This window comes from Niabella drilacis (assembly GCF_900101395.1).
GTDB classification, from domain to species: domain Bacteria; phylum Bacteroidota; class Bacteroidia; order Chitinophagales; family Chitinophagaceae; genus Niabella; species Niabella drilacis.
Map to the genome: position 1 here is coordinate 19,915 of NZ_FMZO01000012.1, position 17,115 is coordinate 37,029.

General features: G+C 47.8%; 17 protein-coding genes. 10 read left to right on the top strand and 7 right to left on the bottom strand.

Annotated features, from left to right (window positions below; genetic code table 11):
* The first annotated feature begins 4 nt into the window (after nt 1-4).
* The 3 genes from BLS44_RS18600 (at nt 5) to BLS44_RS18610 (ending at nt 2,151) form a co-directional block, all read left to right on the top strand.
* Nucleotides 5-508 (top strand): 2'-5' RNA ligase family protein, encoded by a 504-nt coding sequence (locus tag BLS44_RS18600; protein WP_090391744.1) that lies wholly within the window; start codon nt 5-7, stop codon nt 506-508.
* A gap of 105 nt (nt 509-613) precedes the next feature.
* Nucleotides 614-1,093, top strand: coding sequence for an anthrone oxygenase family protein (locus tag BLS44_RS18605; RefSeq protein WP_176954474.1), 480 nt, complete (start codon nt 614-616; stop codon nt 1,091-1,093).
* A gap of 209 nt (nt 1,094-1,302) precedes the next feature.
* The gene (locus BLS44_RS18610) at nt 1,303-2,151 is read left to right on the top strand and encodes a class I SAM-dependent methyltransferase (protein ID WP_090391746.1); all 849 of its coding nucleotides are present in this window, start codon (nt 1,303-1,305) and stop codon (nt 2,149-2,151) included.
* Between the two features lie 175 nt (nt 2,152-2,326).
* Here the strand turns inward: BLS44_RS18610 and BLS44_RS18615 are convergent, their stop codons facing one another.
* Nucleotides 2,327-3,211, bottom strand: coding sequence for an aminoglycoside 6-adenylyltransferase (locus BLS44_RS18615; protein WP_090391843.1), 885 nt, complete (start codon nt 3,209-3,211; stop codon nt 2,327-2,329).
* 246 nt (nt 3,212-3,457) lie between these two features.
* Between BLS44_RS18615 and BLS44_RS18620 the strand changes: the two genes are divergently transcribed.
* On the top strand, nt 3,458-4,021 hold the full coding sequence (locus BLS44_RS18620; protein WP_090391747.1) for a cupin domain-containing protein: 564 nt from the start codon (nt 3,458-3,460) through the stop codon (nt 4,019-4,021).
* 100 nt (nt 4,022-4,121) lie between these two features.
* Nucleotides 4,122-4,514 carry a hypothetical protein gene (locus BLS44_RS18630; RefSeq protein WP_143019845.1) on the top strand — a complete coding sequence of 131 codons (393 nt, stop codon included), beginning with the start codon at nt 4,122-4,124 and terminating at the stop codon, nt 4,512-4,514.
* Nucleotides 4,515-4,549: 35 nt separating this feature from the next.
* Here BLS44_RS18630 and BLS44_RS18635 read toward each other — a convergent pair whose 3' ends face one another.
* Nucleotides 4,550-6,427 (bottom strand): heparinase II/III domain-containing protein, encoded by a 1,878-nt coding sequence (locus tag BLS44_RS18635; protein ID WP_090391750.1) that lies wholly within the window; start codon nt 6,425-6,427, stop codon nt 4,550-4,552.
* Between the two features lie 106 nt (nt 6,428-6,533).
* Here BLS44_RS18635 and BLS44_RS18640 point away from each other — a divergent pair, with 106 nt between their 5' ends.
* From BLS44_RS18640 to BLS44_RS18655, 4 genes are all read left to right on the top strand, one after another.
* Entirely contained in the window at nt 6,534-7,721 is a 1,188-nt protein-coding gene (locus tag BLS44_RS18640) for a glycoside hydrolase family 88 protein (RefSeq protein ID WP_245729273.1), read from the top strand.
* Between the two features lie 439 nt (nt 7,722-8,160).
* On the top strand, nt 8,161-8,697 hold the full coding sequence (locus BLS44_RS18645) for a hypothetical protein (protein ID WP_090391751.1): 537 nt from the start codon (nt 8,161-8,163) through the stop codon (nt 8,695-8,697).
* 4 nt (nt 8,698-8,701) lie between these two features.
* Nucleotides 8,702-9,115 (top strand): helix-turn-helix domain-containing protein, encoded by a 414-nt coding sequence (locus tag BLS44_RS18650; protein ID WP_090391752.1) that lies wholly within the window; start codon nt 8,702-8,704, stop codon nt 9,113-9,115.
* The gene (locus tag BLS44_RS18655; RefSeq protein ID WP_090391753.1) at nt 9,105-9,587 is read left to right on the top strand and encodes a hypothetical protein; all 483 of its coding nucleotides are present in this window, start codon (nt 9,105-9,107) and stop codon (nt 9,585-9,587) included. Before BLS44_RS18650 ends, BLS44_RS18655 begins: the two co-directional genes overlap by 11 nt.
* A gap of 79 nt (nt 9,588-9,666) precedes the next feature.
* On the opposite strand, the gene BLS44_RS18660 is transcribed toward BLS44_RS18655, so the two are convergent.
* Nucleotides 9,667-10,827: a galactokinase gene (locus BLS44_RS18660; RefSeq protein ID WP_090391754.1), complete on the bottom strand. Its 1,161-nt coding sequence runs from the start codon at nt 10,825-10,827 to the stop codon at nt 9,667-9,669.
* Nucleotides 10,828-10,862: 35 nt separating this feature from the next.
* Between BLS44_RS18660 and BLS44_RS18665 the strand changes: the two genes are divergently transcribed.
* Nucleotides 10,863-11,903, top strand: coding sequence for an aldose epimerase family protein (locus tag BLS44_RS18665; protein ID WP_090391755.1), 1,041 nt, complete (start codon nt 10,863-10,865; stop codon nt 11,901-11,903).
* A 51-nt stretch (nt 11,904-11,954) separates the two neighbouring features.
* Here the strand turns inward: BLS44_RS18665 and BLS44_RS18670 are convergent, their stop codons facing one another.
* The 4 genes from BLS44_RS18670 to BLS44_RS18685 form a co-directional block, all read right to left on the bottom strand.
* On the bottom strand, nt 11,955-12,998 hold the full coding sequence (locus BLS44_RS18670) for an NAD(P)-dependent alcohol dehydrogenase (RefSeq protein WP_090391756.1): 1,044 nt from the start codon (nt 12,996-12,998) through the stop codon (nt 11,955-11,957).
* A 401-nt stretch (nt 12,999-13,399) separates the two neighbouring features.
* Entirely contained in the window at nt 13,400-14,404 is a 1,005-nt protein-coding gene (locus tag BLS44_RS18675; protein ID WP_245729274.1) for a GSCFA domain-containing protein, read from the bottom strand.
* Nucleotides 14,405-14,431: 27 nt separating this feature from the next.
* Nucleotides 14,432-15,124 (bottom strand): SIR2 family NAD-dependent protein deacylase, encoded by a 693-nt coding sequence (locus BLS44_RS18680; RefSeq protein ID WP_090391758.1) that lies wholly within the window; start codon nt 15,122-15,124, stop codon nt 14,432-14,434.
* 96 nt (nt 15,125-15,220) lie between these two features.
* Nucleotides 15,221-16,804, bottom strand: coding sequence for a vWA domain-containing protein (locus BLS44_RS18685; protein ID WP_090391759.1), 1,584 nt, complete (start codon nt 16,802-16,804; stop codon nt 15,221-15,223).
* Nucleotides 16,805-17,115: the final 311 nt, after the last annotated feature.

The window sequence follows — 17,115 nt, forward strand, 5'->3', positions numbered from 1 at the left end:
TTCTGTGCAGATAAGAAGACAACTGACGCTTTTTGTAAATGCCGGCGAAGCCCGGGAACTGGAGCAGGTCCGTAAAGAATTTAACCCCGCACAGTACCGGTTGATAAAAAGTCATGTAACATTCTGCAGGGAAGATGAGATTGAGGACCTGCCTCTTGTTTTAAGCAATCTGCAGCAAATTCATCCTTCTGGAATCGCTGTTCATTTTGGACCACCCGTAAGGTTTGATCATGGTCTTGGCGTGATGCTGCCGGCATCGGGTAGCAATGCGCCATTTCACCAGTTGCGGCTGCAGGTTTTGTCCGGTGTTGCCGTCCCGGTAAAGCGGCGCCAACCCCATATTACCTTAATGCATCCCCGGAATGCAACCTGCACCAACCAAATATTCTATGTAATTCAAAAGACGCCTTTGCCCACAACGTTAAAGTTTGACAATATCTGTTTGATCGAACAGGTTGACGGGGAACCATGGCGTGTATTGGAAAAATATGAATTAAGCAACCCCTGAAACAAGACCCGCCGGCTTGCTGTTATAGGATTTGCTGGAGAAATGCAATACCTTTATGGTTTAAGGCCTTTACCTGAAGGCGCCCGAAAAACAAAATCAATAGCTATGAAAAAGTTCTGGTGGTTTTGCAGCCTGATCCTTGTCATGCTGGTTACCGGGGTATTCTGGGGAACCTGGTTCACACTTACACGCAGCCTGGAAACCTTTCCCCCCGATCATTTTATACGGATCGGCCAAACGATCATTGATAACGTGGCCACTCCCATGCGGATACTGATGCCCGCTACCCTGCTGCTGCAGTTATTGCTCTGCATCAGCTTTTGGAAGCAGCGGCCGGTCTTCTATTTTTTTGCTGTTTCTTTTATTTTTATGATCATCAGCCTGCTGATCACATTGATCGTTGAAGTACCCATCGACAACCAGATCCGAACCTGGACTGCGGCCACGATCCCGGATAGCTGGACTGCGTTGCGGGCTACCTGGAAGCAGTTTCATTGCTTCAGAACGCTGACCAGTATCCTTAGTTTTGTTTCCCTTGCTGTGCCGGTTTTGTTCCGGCACCGAAGCCGGTCGGCATACCGGTAGCAGGATCTGAGGAAATTTACCTCTGAATGCCACAGAGCAGGCGCTGATAAATACCCGGCAGCCACCGGCGCCGGCGCAATGATCGCAATAGCATACTCCGACGGAATGTTTTTCCCCGCGGGGGCCCGGCATTTACAAATAGGCCACTATTGCCCGGTTTCCCTGCATGAAAAAACATTGATCCGCCCGAAACCGTTTAATTTTGAACGATGAACACAGATCCCAGGCCTGATAATACAGCGGTACGCACTGCTTTGTGGCGGGCGCTGCACATACAGACAGACGCCCTGCCCCATATTATTGAAGATGCCGTAGGGCTGCAGCTGATTGCCCCCGAACCGGGCTGGCAGCAGCGCCCGGATATGCACCCGGAGTTTACCAAACGCCTGCGGGCCTCCATGGTAGCCCGGGCACGTTTCATCGAGGACCTGATCCTTGGGCAAAGTGGCAACGGCATTGGCCAGTATGTGCTCCTGGGCGCAGGACTGGACAGCTTTGCACAACGCCGGCCGGATGTGGCTGCCCGATTGCAGGTCTATGAAATAGACCAGCCGGATACGCAGCTGTGGAAACAGCAACGGCTGCAGGCGCTGGATTTTGGCCTGCCGGAATGGTTGCATTTTGTTTCGGTGGACTTTGAAAAAAGCTCCTGGTGGCAGGAACTATTAAAAGCCGGTTTTAACCTGGCTGAACCCGCGGTAGCAGCGTGTACCGGTGTAACGCTTTACCTTACTGAAAATGCGATCCGGGACACGTTAAGACAACTGGCCACACTGGCACCGGGCTCTGCATTGGCGATTGCGTTTTACCTGCCCCTGCACCTTATGGCCCCGGAAGACCGGCCCTTACAGGAAATAGCAACCAAAGGCGCCCGGGAGGCGGGCACACCGTTCGTCAGTTTTTTTGCACCGGCCGACGTGCTGCAACTGGCCGAAGATGCCGGTTTTAAAAATTCAAAGATCATTACTACAAAAGAACTTGAGCTGTTGTATTTTGCCAACCGAACGGATGGACTGCTTCCTGCCAGTGGCGAAATATTTTTGCTGGCGGAGACTTAAGAAACGTTCAAATACCCTGTATACTATCGGGGCATGCAATCCTGTAAAAGCAGAACGGCGGTGCACGTTCCCGCATCTTGGTTGTCGGCTCTTTTGAAACCGGCCGCCTGCCATTGGAGCATTACCCTATCCGGAGTTTATCGCTTGCCCTGAAGCATATGCGAACGATCGTTGTTCAATAGATCCGTGAAGCATTTTTTGGCAGTTGCTGCACATGCTGCATATAAGCCGTTACGTTTTTATCCCAGTCTTCCGGGTAGGTATAACCCAGTTCTGCCGCAATGAACTGTGCCGCCTTCCTGAAAAGCTCCTGGGCCATGTATACCGATCGCCATACCTGCTGCAGATCTGCTGCCGGGTATGTAGCCAATAGTTTTTGATACATTTCCGGTTCCAGATAGCGTTGATAATTCCTGCCCCATTTACCGGTGTTTACACTAAATTCATGGCGGCAGCCGATATACCAGTTCATCATTTGCAGCAGCGCTGCCCGGATCACCTGGTTGATCAATTCCTGGGCCGGTACCACTTCTTCTCTCCACAGTCCCTTCGCCAGGCCTGCATTGGTATACCAAAACTCATTACAGCAATCGGTGAACGAGCGCTCCGAAGGTCTTTGTACAATATAACTGGCATCACTGGCAGGGGGCAGCGGGTGAGCTTTAAAGATCCCGGCCTTATCCCAGATTACCTTGCAAAGACTGTCACTGATCAATTGTCCCAATCGCGCGACAGGTACCATTGTCAGGTCGATCCGGTTGCCATCTTTAAACTGTAACAGGTAGGAAAAAGCACCTTCCAGTTCCGGTGTGGGCGGGTACAGTTCCATCGCCTCCGGCAGCTGCAGGATCATTTGCTCGCCAAATACCTGCACCCAATTATGATCCTTCAAAAAAGAGGACAATTCGTTTACCACGTAGATGATGTCAAAATCCTGGAAAATATCCGGCCTTACCCCCGGATTGGAGCGCGATCCGTCCTGCAATACCGCCTGTATCCGGGGATCTTTTGCTACCTCCAGTATCAATTCCATCATTTCAGCTTCGCTCCTGCTTATCATAGTATAATGGGTTTGGTCAAATTTAAGGATAATTTTCGCTGGCATGGGACGGTGCGCCACACCGTTTAGCGGCTCTTCAAGACCCGATATTTTTTTACTACTTTTCCGATTCAGATGCATTTGCCCTGAAGGTTGTTATACGCACCTCCTCTGTCTATCGGGAATATCGTAAATTTATAAAGGCTAGTCCGGGCACAAGGGCCCATCTGAGACTACTGCAACTTAAACCATTCAACAGGCAGCAACATGAAATGCAATTATTTTATTTCTACCGTACTCGGGGCTATCCCCTTGTTTACGTGGCTGAAAACAAGAGGAACTAATGCCCTGCAAACAACAACCGGTTTTAAAGTGCCTGCCGGACAGGCACGCTTTGGTATCCATTATAAGATGAAGGGGGTTACGCTTAATATGCTTGATATTAAAATATCCGGGAAAGATACCAACGGCGGGCTGGCTGTTTTTGAGCAAACAAGTCTGACCTATAAGGGCGGGCCTCCCCTGCACATACACCTGAACCAGGATGAATGGTTTTATGTGCTCGAAGGAAAATACCGTTTCCGGGTTGGAGACGATCTTTATGATATGGCCCCGGGAGATACTATTTTTCTTCCCCGCCGGGTACCTCATGCCTTTATTCAGCTTACTGAAAAAGCCAGGGTCATTGTTTCTTATTGCCCCGCCGGCAGCATGGAGGACTTTTTTGCCGTAACCAGCCAGTGGACAACTCCACCAACCAAAGAAACCATTGCCGGTGTTTTTGCTGATCATGAAATGAAAGTGGTAGGTCCCCCGTTAAAAGCAGATTGAACTTTACCCCTGTGATCCCTGTCTGCAGGGCCGGATCGGCGAAGCCGGATGCATCAAATTATGGCCGGCCGGCTGTGTTATACAGTAACTGTATACCGGCATGAAAGAGTGTTCAACAGTAGCGTATACGATGCGCCCGCTCAGAAGCACTGCTGAAATACCAGCATTTTTATTAAGATATGATGCTAAAAACATTGATTTGTTTACATTTGAAGTCAGAGACTTAAAATCTATGTTTATGGCACAAAAACCGCTTTCGGAATCTACTATCGAAGAGCTGAATAAACAACGCTCCACTATTAAAGGCCTGATGATCGCCTTCGGGCTCCTGTGGGTTTTATTGTTAGCACTCAATGTTTACCTGTTGGTGTCCGGAAAAACAAACTTCGGGCTTTTGGCAGTTTTATCGGCATTATTCCCAATCATGATACCCATGCTGATCTCATTGAATAAAATAAACGAAGAATTAAAACTGCGGAGGGTAAATAAATAAAGAACCGGCAGCCTCCGTACGTCTTTGTAGCCCTTCTACTTCCAGTCCCTAAGCGGCACTGTCTTCGCATCCACCTTTGAGGCGTTATTTTCCGGAACCAACCGTACCACAAAGCGTTTGCTGCTGGCTGCAGGCAGTTGAGCTTCAAAACCTACCAGCACCGTACCCGGGTTGGGCGCATCGTAATCGTTAACAGGTGCTGTGCTCCAGGTCTTCAGGGTAACCGGCTGATCGGCCAGGATCTGCATCCGCAGCGTTTTGCCATTCTTTTTTAACAGTACCTCGTTGGATGATGTTATTTCCACGGTTGCCGAAGTGAGCATACGCCACTGCATATGTACCGGGTGATCGCCGGTTTCAATCTCGTCCTGTATCAGCCCATAAGCCTTATCCTTCAGCGCTACCCCTCGTACTGCACGTTTTACCTGTCCTTTATAAACAGGCGAAAGGTCCGATTGGGCAAAACTAAATTCCGGACGGTCCCCATATTGCGTAATGGCTGTTACGCCCTCCATACGCTGTAAGCTATCATCAAACGTAAGAGTATTGTGCGCATAATTGGTATACCGGAAAACCGTCCAGCGCTGGGAATTTTGTGTACGCTGCCAGATATTCAGCCCTTTTGATTCCAGCGATTCGTAGTTCTGCATACCAAAATCCATGGCCCAGCGAACGCCTTCGGCTTCAAACACGAAGGAACCTTCATCCATATGAGCGTGATTTACAAATGGAGATCCTGCTTTAAAACCCATAAACAGTGCATCCGGGTTGGTCCAGCCGGTACGCATCATGACCACCGGGCTGGCACCACGGCCTTCCCAGAACGTTTTTTCCGGCGGTGTAACACCCGCTTCCGCCAGCTGTTTGCCCCATAAAAGGAGCGTTGGCAAAAAGCGATCGCCTTCCAGTGCCCTCCTGTTTTTATCACTGTGCAGGAATTGCAGCTCATTCCATGCCAGCGAGGGCCGTTTTAGTTTTTTTGCAAACCAAAGCATTGCGCCGTTGGATTCTGCACCGGGACCGGAATCTGCATAGTTAAACGGCAACCCACTGGGTGCAATCATGTGTTGAAAATAATCCGCTGTTTTGAGGAAGCCCGGCAGCGCGCTCAGCCCCTGGTCTCCCCCGGTCAATTGTTCCAGTGCATCCAGGAAAAATACATTATACGTGGTTCCATAGCTCCAGTACCCGTATCCTTCCGGGTAAGCGCCGTCCGGCGCATATTGCTTCATGGGTATCCTGATCGATTCAACAGCACGGCTGATCACCGCGCCGCATAGCTGCGGATCCGATTCAAAAACAGCAAATGCCCCATAAGCCAGGCCGGCATTGCAAACCTGGTTCCAGTTATTTTCTACCTTGAGCCAGTAATTATATTTAGTATCAAAGGAAGTCCGGATTCCCTTCTCCAGGATCGCGTCTTTGATCTTCTTTCTTGAATCCGGGGACAGTTCGTTGTATAACCAGTCGTACCCAATGGCCGCGGCCATGGTCATTTCCGCCACATCCAGGTAATGTGTGGGGTTCCAGTCAGCAAAAGAGCTGATCGTTAACAATTGCTGTTCCGCCGCATCCCGGTACTTTTTATTTCCGGTCATGCGCCAGGCATAGGAAAGAAAAAAGATCCTGCGGATCGCCTCCCTCGAAACCGAGAGCAGCCGCTTCCCTGTTTTTTTATGCTCCAGCGGTGCCGCTGCACAGATCCGGTCCGATGCCTCCAGCAGCAACCCGTGCACCCGTTCCAGATCCGGGTTTTTACCGATCGCCGATTGCACCTGCGCTTCCTCCCCTTTTGCAAGCAGCAACCGCGGATGCGCCTTTCCCGCTATCCCATCCGTTAAGCCTTCCTGTGAAAAAGCAGTAGTACACAATAAAAGCAATAACCAGCAAACCAGGCGCGCAATCGGTTTCATAACTTATATTTTGGACTAAAAATACTTAAGTAATCAGGATTATTACCGGAACCTCATATTTTTTATTATTTTGCCCGTTGATCACTTAACTTTTAAACTTCTGTAGATGAAACGTTTTTTTCAATCGGGAATTGTTGCGGGGCTGATGTGCTGCTTTTTAAACGCGGGGGCCCAAAAAGATATGCGGGCGCTGATCAGAAAGGATGAGGCGTTTGCGGCCAGCCAGTACAAACTGCTGATGAAAAACGTGCCGGCGGATAAAATGCCCCAGAACTATGACCCTGCCAAAGATCAGCTGGTGGCTTCTGCTACCGATTGGTGGACCAGTGGTTTTTATCCCGGTACCTTATGGCTGATCTATAAGGCAACTAAAGACCCGCAGATCCTGGCTGAAGCAAAGAAACGGCTGGTATTGGAGGAACCAATCCAATATTATACAGGGAATCATGATATCGGATTTATGATCTTTTGCAGCTTTGGCAATGCCTATGCAATCACCAAAGATCCTCGTTACAAAAAAGTGATCCTTACCGCCGCCGAAACCGCTACCAAACGGTACAAGCCGGGAATGAAAGCGATCCAGTCATGGAATAAAAGCAAAAAATTCAATGCGCCCGTGATCATCGATAATATGATGAACCTCGAATTGCTGGAATGGGCTTCCCGTAACGGCGGCAGTAAACGACTGGCCGAAATTGCGGAGAACCATGCCAACACTACATTGAAAAATCATTTCCGCCCGGATGGCAGCAGCTATCATGCCGTGGATTATGACACCGCCACCGGAGCCGTTCTAAAGAAGGTAACCCACCAGGGATACGCAGACGAATCGGCATGGGCACGCGGACAGGCATGGGGGCTCTATGGCTATACCATGATGTACCGCTTTACCAAAAAGCCCGAATACCTGGCGCAGGCGCATAAGATCGCTGCATTTATCCTGAATCATCCCAACCTGCCGAAGGACAAAGTTCCGTATTGGGATTTTAATGCCCCGGATATCCCCGATGCGCCGCGGGATGTATCGGCAGCAGCGGTAATGGCATCTGCCCTTTTGGAATTAGCCCAATACAGCAATCAAAAGCAAAAAGCCGCTTATATTGCGGACGCTGCTATCATGATCCGGTCGATGTCTGCCAGGTACAAATCACAGCCGGGCGGCAGCAAAGGCTTTATCCTTACCCAAAGTGTAGGGCATTTGCCAGGAAAATCAGAAGTGAACGTATCCTTATCTTATGCCGACTATTATTATATGGAGGCCCTGGAACGGTATAAGGAGTGGATATTGAAATAACTTTTTTTGCATATATTTATGTTGCTAATTCAGGTTGATCGGCTACCAGGTAATGAAAATATACCCAGCAACTAAGAGCCTGTTTAAATTTTATTGATAGAATTTATTATGAAGCTATTTTGGAGCGAAACAAGGAAAATTTTGCAGGCATAGTAGGCCACTATGGCGAAAAATTTAACGCAGTTGCAGCCCAAAACAGCCATAATAAAGCCATTGAATGAATTTTAAACAGGCTCTACAATGCAGCGCCACTTACAAATATTAAGTTCCGCAAGTTTACAGCTGACATGAAAACACCGGGCAATACTGAAATTATCGATTTATAACTTTTAAGCGAACCTTTCAATTGGGTTTAAAATACTAAAAATCAGTATTTTAAAATCCTTTCTGAAATTATTTAACTTAAAAGTGAAATAGAATGTCAATAATTCAGTTATAAATGAATACATTTGTGATAGGTATATGGTATGATGAAGGAAGGCTTTGCACGTTCTATACAGTTAGCTGGGTTTTAGATAATGATCCGGCACTTCCTGAAACAGACAGGTTTTTTGACAAATATGCTGTGCCCGGGCATCCACTCGAAGAAAAAGCCATGCAATTGTTCCGGCTGATAACCGAAAGCATTGGCAACAGGTATGGAGCTGTTGACGATTTTTTTGACCGGCTTGTAAATAAGGCACAGGAATTGCCGCCAAAACCCAAAAGATGGGTGGAAGAAATAAAGGACTTAGGCATTAACTTCCCGCTCAGGTTATTTTGTTACCGGATAACTGAGCAAATCGTAGTTCTTTTTAACGGAGGCATTAAAGAATCAACAACAACCCAGGAAAGCAAAGATTTAAGTATGAAGTTTTATGAGGCCCAAACCTTTGCTAAAAAAATTGAGGAAGCCCTTCAGGCGGGGCTGATTGAAATTTCAAAAGACAAAAGATATTTACAAAACTTTGACGGAACACCCCACATAATATTATAAAACAATGAGAAGCAAAACCGTAGATAGATTGCTAAAAAGCACGCCCAAAGATGTGGAGATCTTTGTAGATTGGTATGCCGATCTGGTTGTTCGTATTAACCAACTATTGAAAGACCAGGGCATCAACAAAAAAAAACTGGCTGAAAAGCTGGACAAGAAGCCTTCTGAAATTTCAAAATGGTTAGGCGGTGGGCACAACTTTACATTGCGTTCACTGGCAAAATTGTCGGCCGAACTGGGAACGCCGCTACTGGAAGTGCCTAAACAAAAAGCCCATATGGAATTTACAGAAGATGGATTCATATGCAGGGTGCACACTTTTGTGAGCTACACCAAGTTCAATAAAAAAGCCGGCGAGAATACCTGGCAGTTTGCGGAAAAGGCAGAACTATATAATGAAGCTACCAATGTCGGATAAGCACCTGTTTGACCCTGAAAAAACTGTTTTTCTCGATTTCAAAATGATCAAGGGGCAGGCCGATACTCCTGAAAACTTTGACATCAGTAAAGTATTGGGCTATCAGTTAGACAATTCACTGCAATTAGGATTTAATCTTAATGACAAATTAGCCAAAGTTGATTTTTTTATAAGCGTCAAAACTGACAGTAAAGGGAAAAACAAAAATGAGGCATCCGGCATTTTTCACCTGGTATTTATCTATCAAATTGAAAATTTAGAAGCACTTGCCATACCAGATAAAAATAAACTTCTGAAGATAAATTCAGGATTGGCAAACGCACTTTCCTCCGTTACCTATTCCACTTCAAGGGGAATTTTATTGACAAGGCTGCAAGGAACAGCGTTCCAAAATTTTGTGTTGCCCATTATAAACCCCAATAAGTTGCTGCATAGTGAAAGAGCGGGATCAACATTTTTAGAATCGCGCTGAGTATTCCTTTTGTGAGCCGATACGTTATATCCGTTTATGGCTATCCCGGGCCATGGTGCCTCATGAATCAATGTATTTTTTATACTAACGTATGCACCCCTTCTGCGATCACCGAAGAGAATACGCCCGGCTTGTAGCCGATCTTTGCTTCATACGCCGCGGTTACCTTTTCTGCAAAATCATCAAAGCACTCCTGTTTGATCAGCGCAATAGCGCAGCCGCCAAAGCCGGCGCCCGTCATCCTTGCCCCAATGCAATCCTTATAGGTTCTGCAAAAATCAACAATGGTATCCAGCTCTATCCCGGATACTTCATACAGTTGCTGCAGGGAATCATGCGAAGCATACATCAATTTTCCAAATCTTTCGATATCACCGCTGGTAAGCGCATCCTTTGCTTTTTTTACCCGGTCGTTCTCTGCAATCACATGCAGGGCCCGCTTTTCCAGTACCGGATCATTCAGCAGGGCTTTGTTCTGTTCAAAGTCTTCAACACGGATCTCTACCAGGTGCTGCACCGGAAATTTTTCCCGGAACCGCTTTAAGGCTTCCCGGCATTCGCTGAACCGCTCATTGTATTTAGACTCCACGAGTTTACGGGGTTTATTGCTGTTGATGATCGCCAGCACATAATCGCCGATCTCAAAAGGCAGGTATTCATATTCCAGCGTACCGGTATTGAGTAAAACGGCATGGGCTTCCTTCCCCATGGCTACAGCGAACTGATCCATGATGCCGCTGTTGAGCCCCATAAAATCGTTCTCTACGCTTTTGCCCAGTACCGCCAGGTCCACTTTAGAAAGTCCTCCTTCAAACAATTCATTCAATGCAAAAGCAGTCAATACCTCAATGGATGCGCTGGAAGATAACCCGGATCCGACGGGCAGGTTACCCGAAAACAGGAAATCAAGACCGGTGATCTCTTTCCCTTTTTTCTGGAACTCATGGATCACCCCCAACGGGTAGTTGAACCATTCCGGCCCCTGTTTGCTATACCCATCCTGGCTAAAAGCAATAGCTGCAGTTTCGGGGAAATCCAGTGCACGAAAACGGAACTGCCGGTCTTCATTTTTAGCTACCAGTAAAGTAGTGCCTAAAGAAATGGCACAGGGCATCACCTGTCCGCCGTTGTAATCAATATGCTCCCCGATCAGGTTTACCCGGCCCGGACAAAAGAAAATATGTGCCGCCGGCTTATGGTAAATTTTTTCAAATTCTTTTTGCAAATCTCCGATGGTCATAACAATTATATTATTTTTATCAAAATTAAACGTTCATGATTGAAATAACTGAGCAGCTTGCCACGCAGCATCCCAATGGAAAAAATGTGTATGTGTTCACCCTCAAAAACGGTTCCGGTACAGAAGCAACGGTTACGAATTACGGCGCGATTATCATGTCGATAAAAGTACGGAAATCGGATGGAACTTTTAATGATATTGTTTTAGGATTTGATACTCCCGCAGAATACTGGTCCGGGGAATACCTTAAGAATTATCCCTATTATGGGGCTGCCATCGGGCGGTATGCCAACCGGATCAATCATGCCGCCATTACCATCGATGAAAAGAATTATCCCTTAAACAGTACGAATCCCGGTTATCAATTACATGGTGGCGTTGAAGGATTTGATAAGAAAGTCTGGGATAAGATGTCCGCAACAGACGGCCATGTGGTATTGCAATATAAAAGCCCGGATGGTGAAGAAGGATATCCCGGCAACCTTACCGTGCAGATCATTTTTTCGTTGAATGAAGACAATGAATTCAGCTATGAATACCGGGCTACAACGGATCAGCCCACCGCTGTAAATATTACCCACCACAGCTATTTCAACCTGAACAACGGCAAGGGCCGTATCGATCAGCAGCACCTGCGCATTCACGCATCGCATTACCTGGAACAGGATGCCAACTATTGCACCACCGGCAATGTGCTTCCGGTAAAGGGCACCCGGAACGACTTTAGCAACTGGAATGAAACCGGTAATATTGAAAACCCGGAGCAGGGCATTGATATCAGCTATCCCCTGGACAACCCGGGAATACACCAGGTAGCAGCAGAGGCCTGGTGCGATGAAGAAGCTGTAAAACTGGAGGTATATACCACCGAGCCGCTGGTACATCTGTACAATAGTTACGGCTCCCCGGAGATCAAAGGAAAGAACGGGCAGCAATACACCGCCTTTTCTGCATTCTGTTTCGAAACACAGGTGCATCCCAATGCGATCAACATTCCCTCCTTTCCTAATACGATCCTGCATCCGGGCGAAGTATACCAGACAAAGACGACGTACAGACTTACGGAGAAAGACTGAGCCATTAGCTTTCAGCAATCAGCCTTTAGCTTTTAAGCTGATCGCTGATAACTAAAGCGTAGCCAGGTCGATCACAAACCGGTACTTTACATCGCTTTTTAATACGCGTTCGTAAGCCGTATTTACATCTTTGATATCGATCAGCTCGATATCACTTGTGATATTATGCTCCGCACAATAATCCAGCATCTCCTGCGTTTCGGGAATACCGCCGATGGATGATGCGGTCAGTACCCGGTTACCCCGCATTAAACTGTTCCCTGCAATGCTTAAAGGCTCCGGTGGTAATCCCACGCAGATCTGCACGCCATCTGTTTTAAGCATTTGCAGGTACCGATTATAATCATGCGGAGCGGAAACGGTGTCGATGATAAAGTCAAAATAACGGTCAAGGCTTTTTACCTGTTCCGGGTCTTTTGTCAGCACAAATTTATGTGCCCCCAGGCGTTTGGCATCGGCCTCCTTGGAAGGAGAAGTGCTCAGCATGGTGACTTCGGCACCAAAGGAAACGGCAAATTTTACGGCCATATGCCCAAGGCCGCCCAGCCCCAGCACACCTACTTTATGTCCTTTTCCTACTTTCCACTTACGCAGTGGTGAATAAGTGGTGATTCCCGCACAAAGCAGCGGCGCCACTCCTTTCAGATCCAGTTTATCGGAAACATGCAGTACAAAATGCTGGTCGCAAACGATCTTATTGGAATACCCGCCGTAGGTAACCGACCCGTCTTTATCGCGTGAATTGTAGGTCCATACGGTTTGCTTATTATCGCAGAACTGCTCCTGGCCATGATCACAGCTATCGCAATGCTGACAGGAATTGACCATACAGCCAATACCCGCCAGTTCGCCTACCTTAAATTTAGAAACGTTTGCACCCACGGCTGTGATGCGGCCAACAATCTCATGTCCCGGTACAATGGGATAGATGGCCGGTCCCCATTCGCTGCGTACCTGGTGAATATCCGAATGGCAGATACCACAGTATAAAATATCGATCAGCACATCATCCGCACCAACTTCCCGGCGTTCAAACTCCCAGGGCTGCAGGGCATCGGTTTTGCTATGAGCGGCATATCCTTTTGCGTTTATCATTCTTTTGTTTTTTTGTGAGATGTAATTAGGTTTATAGTGAGATGTAATTTGTTTATAGTGAGAAGTGATTTGGTCGTAGTGAAATGTAATTTGTTTATAGTGAGAAGTGGTTTGTTTGTATATGCCTGTCTGAATTCAGCGGCTGTCCTGCATCACAAGGTTCAGGTTGCCCCGTTTTCATTTTTAGTATATAAAGGTAACAGGAATTCAGATTCCAATATCGGGATCGGGAAAAATCCGGTTGGCACTCTGACTCTGAAACACTGAATCTTTTACACATGAATAGTTCTTTTGCGCAAGACCACCAGCTGTTGAACCTGTGCTTAAACGGCATAATACTGAAAAAACAAATAATGGCAGTACACGGGTTTGACAAAAGCGTAAAAGCGGTTTTCTCATTTTCAAATTCCCATATTGTTCCCCTGGCCAAAATAGGCCATCTCTTCTTTAAGATCCAGGAAGGGGTATTGCTCCGTTAGCCGCCGGGCTTTTTCATACTGCGCTTTCAGAAATTGCCGGTGCACCTTTGTTTCGGGATGAAAAGGTTTATGTCTCCGGGCGATCATCAGGGGCCGGATCTCTTTCATGAGTTGCCGGGATGCCTCATCAACACAGTTTTCCGTAAATTTTTCCAGTACAAATTCTGTAGCCGGATAGTTCGGATGTGCCAGATCTACGTCATAGAACCGGTAATCCCGCAGGACATCGATGACCAGCTCATAGGCCGGGAAATAATACAAACGGTCAAACTTCTGCACCATATGATGCACTGCCTCAATCAGCCGGGCCTTGCTCCGGTTATTGGCCACTACCCCATCCCGCAGGTGCCGCACCGGGCTGATGGTGAACAACAATTTTGCATCGGGGTTAAAGATGCGGAGCCGGTGGTACAGGTTATCCAGCAGGGAAACGGTTTCTTCAATCTCCAGCATCTTTTTATCAAACCATTGCCCGGGCGCCCGGTGGCAATTGGCTACCTTCAAACCGGAATGTTCTGCCTGCGGATTGTTTGCATTCAGCCGGTAAGAGAACGAGGACCCGAGGGTGATGATCACCCATCCGGCCTGCTTTAAAAACCGGTGCGCCGTTTCCAGCGTGCTGTTCATCTGCGCTAAAACGGCGTGTTTATCCGTACCGGAAAAGCGTGAGTGATGATGCCAGGATTGCCATACTTCATTTAAGTAAAACAGATCTGCTTCTGTGTACGGCTTCTGCTCTATATAACGGATAAGGCTGTGGTACACACTGGCCGGATCAAACAGGATCCCATGCGGGTTCTGAAATGTCTCAAACTTATGTTCTGCCAATGCATTGCCGATATGTTCCGTAAAACAGGAGCCGATCAGCAAAATCTTATCCCCGTACCGGATCGGAGGTAACAGGGGTTCCATCTGTATGGGAGCCATAAAATCCATTGGGCAAATATCCGGAATTTACCGCGTAACGCTTAGTAATTCCTGCAGCTCCCTTACCCCCTCCGTAGCGGGCTTTTCGATCGTATAAAGATTGGCAGACCGGCCGATCGCCGGTATGGATTTATCGATAATATATTTGGGCGTACCCGCGCCGACATAATCGATCAGGCCGGCGGCAGGATATACCAGCATGGAGGTACCGATGACCACGAAAATATCGGCCGCTGCCGCAAGCTTTGATGCGGGAACGATCATAGGCACGGTTTCGCCAAACCAGACAATATCCGGCCTTAGCTGGCCGCCATCGGGCGCCTTATCTCCCAGCCGGATATCGCCCCGGATGGTATAGGATGGAAGTGCCGACCGGTCGCTCCGCATTTTAAAGATCTCTCCGTGCAGGTGCAGCACTTTAGAGGAACCGGCCCGTTCGTGCAGGTCATCAATATTCTGTGTAATGATATGTACCTCGTAGTCCGCTTCCAGTGCAGCCAGGCCCAGGTGCGCTGCATTAGGGATAACCTCCAGCGCCTGCCTGCGCCGCATGTTGTAAAAATCCAGCACCAGGGCCGGGTTGCTGGCCCAGCCCTCCGGTGATGCTACTTCCATCACATCGTATCCTTCCCAAAGGCCGTCACTATCCCTGAACGTTTTGATACCACTTTCGGCGCTGACACCGGCGCCTGTTAGCACCACCAGTTTCTTTTTATCCATACTCCCACACTTTTAACGTTTGCAATATACAGCCAATTGCAGGAATAAGAAGGACAAGCAGGATGCTGCGCAATTGCCATGATGAGGAAACACCCCTTAGTCCGCCGATGCAATGCCGGTTTCCGGCAGCGCTGCGCCTTTCCTGACCAGGCTGATAAAGGCCTCCCGGTAGCCGTTTTTATCAATGCCCATGGCCCCTTTTGCAAGCTCCAGCACCTGCTCATAGTTAGACTGTTGCCTGAATGCTGAATTCCGAAGCAGCAGGCCAAACTCTGCCACCGCCGCGGCAAAGCGGAAATTATCCGTGGTCTTATTTATGGCTATGGAACGATCTGCAACGGGAACAGTGATGAGCTGACTGTGATCTGCCTCCGGGTTTTTATAGCGCAGTTTCAGCGTAAACAGCTCATCTGATGTTGTTGTACCGGCCGGCCGCTGATATTTCAGCTCATCAACCGGTTTTTCAAATTCATTTTTTATACCAACGGGTATTACTTCATATAATGCTGTAACAGTATGCCCGCTGCCTATTTCGCCGGCATCTTTTCCGTCATCATTAAAATCTTCCTTATTCAATACCCGGTTTTCATATCCGATCAGGCGGTATGCCTGTACCCTGCCCGCATTGAACTCCACCTGTATCTTCACATCTTTGGCTATTGTAAACAGTGTTCCTCCAAATTCGTTCACCAGCACTTTTTGCGCTTCGCTGATATCATCGATGTAGGAATGGTTCCCGTTGCCCTTATCTGCCAGTTGCTGCATTTTGTTATCCTGGTAGTTGCCCCTCCCGAATCCCAGAATTGAAAGGAAGATACCTGTTTTTCGTTTTTCTTCTATCAATTGAACCAGGGCGTCATCGCTACTGGCACCTACATTAAAATCCCCGTCGGTGGCCAGCAAAACCCTGTTATTCCCGTTTGTTATAAAATTTTTTTCAGCTACCTCATAAGCCAGCTGTATCCCCGCTCCACCCGCCGTAGCGCCTCCTGCTTCCAGCCCTGTAATGGCCTCCCGTATGGCGGACTTATTTTCTCCCCCCGTAGAAGGCAGCACCAGGCCTGCATTTCCTGCATATGCAACAATTGCCACGCGATCTTCGGGCCGCAGGTTATCGGTAAGCAGCAACATGGATCTCTTTAAAAGCGGTAGTTTATCCTCATCAAGCATTGAGCCCGAAACATCGACCAGGAAAACGAGATTGGATGGAGGCAGCGATCCCCGGGGGATCTCCTTTCCCCTGATCCCGATATGTACCAACCGGTGTTGGGTATTCCAGGGGCATTCAGCAATTTCTGTAATTACATTGAATGCATCTTTGTTCCGGGGAAGCTCATAATCGTAGTCAAAATAATTGATCATCTCTTCAATGCGGACCGCCCCGGCCGGTGGACGCCGCCCTTCGTTAAGGAAACGCCGTACATTACTGTAGGCGGCCTTATCGACATCCACTGAAAAAGTAGATAACGGATGCTGTACGGTGGAGCGGAATTCATTTTCCACGATAGCTGCGTATCCTTCGGTATTCATACTGATTTCAGCCGGGGCTGTTTTCTCTGGTAACACGGCGTCTGCAGCTACTGTTTCAGAACTGGTATAATTGGCGGCTCGCTGATGGGCTCCCTGGCAGGCAAACAGTATCCAGGGCAATATGGCTATTGCAAAAAAAAGGCGTTTCATAAAACTGTTTTTTAGGTAATGAGTGATTTTTATTTTCCAATCCGAAACGGACCAAAAGCAATCATAGAGCAGGTTCCCGGGTACGCTGCCGTAAATTTTCTTTGGTGTTGCGTATACGCTGTTTAACGGTTAATACAATAACCACCTCAAAGGTAACCGGCCGCTCGTTGTTAATAAATATAAAAAGCTCCCGATAGTTACCGCATGTGCGTCAAGCTAATGTTGGCCCATAGGAGATTGTGGGAAACCAGGGCATAGGATGGGTAGCGCTCCTATATATAAATGACCGCCCAACCGCTGTTTTTTCCCGG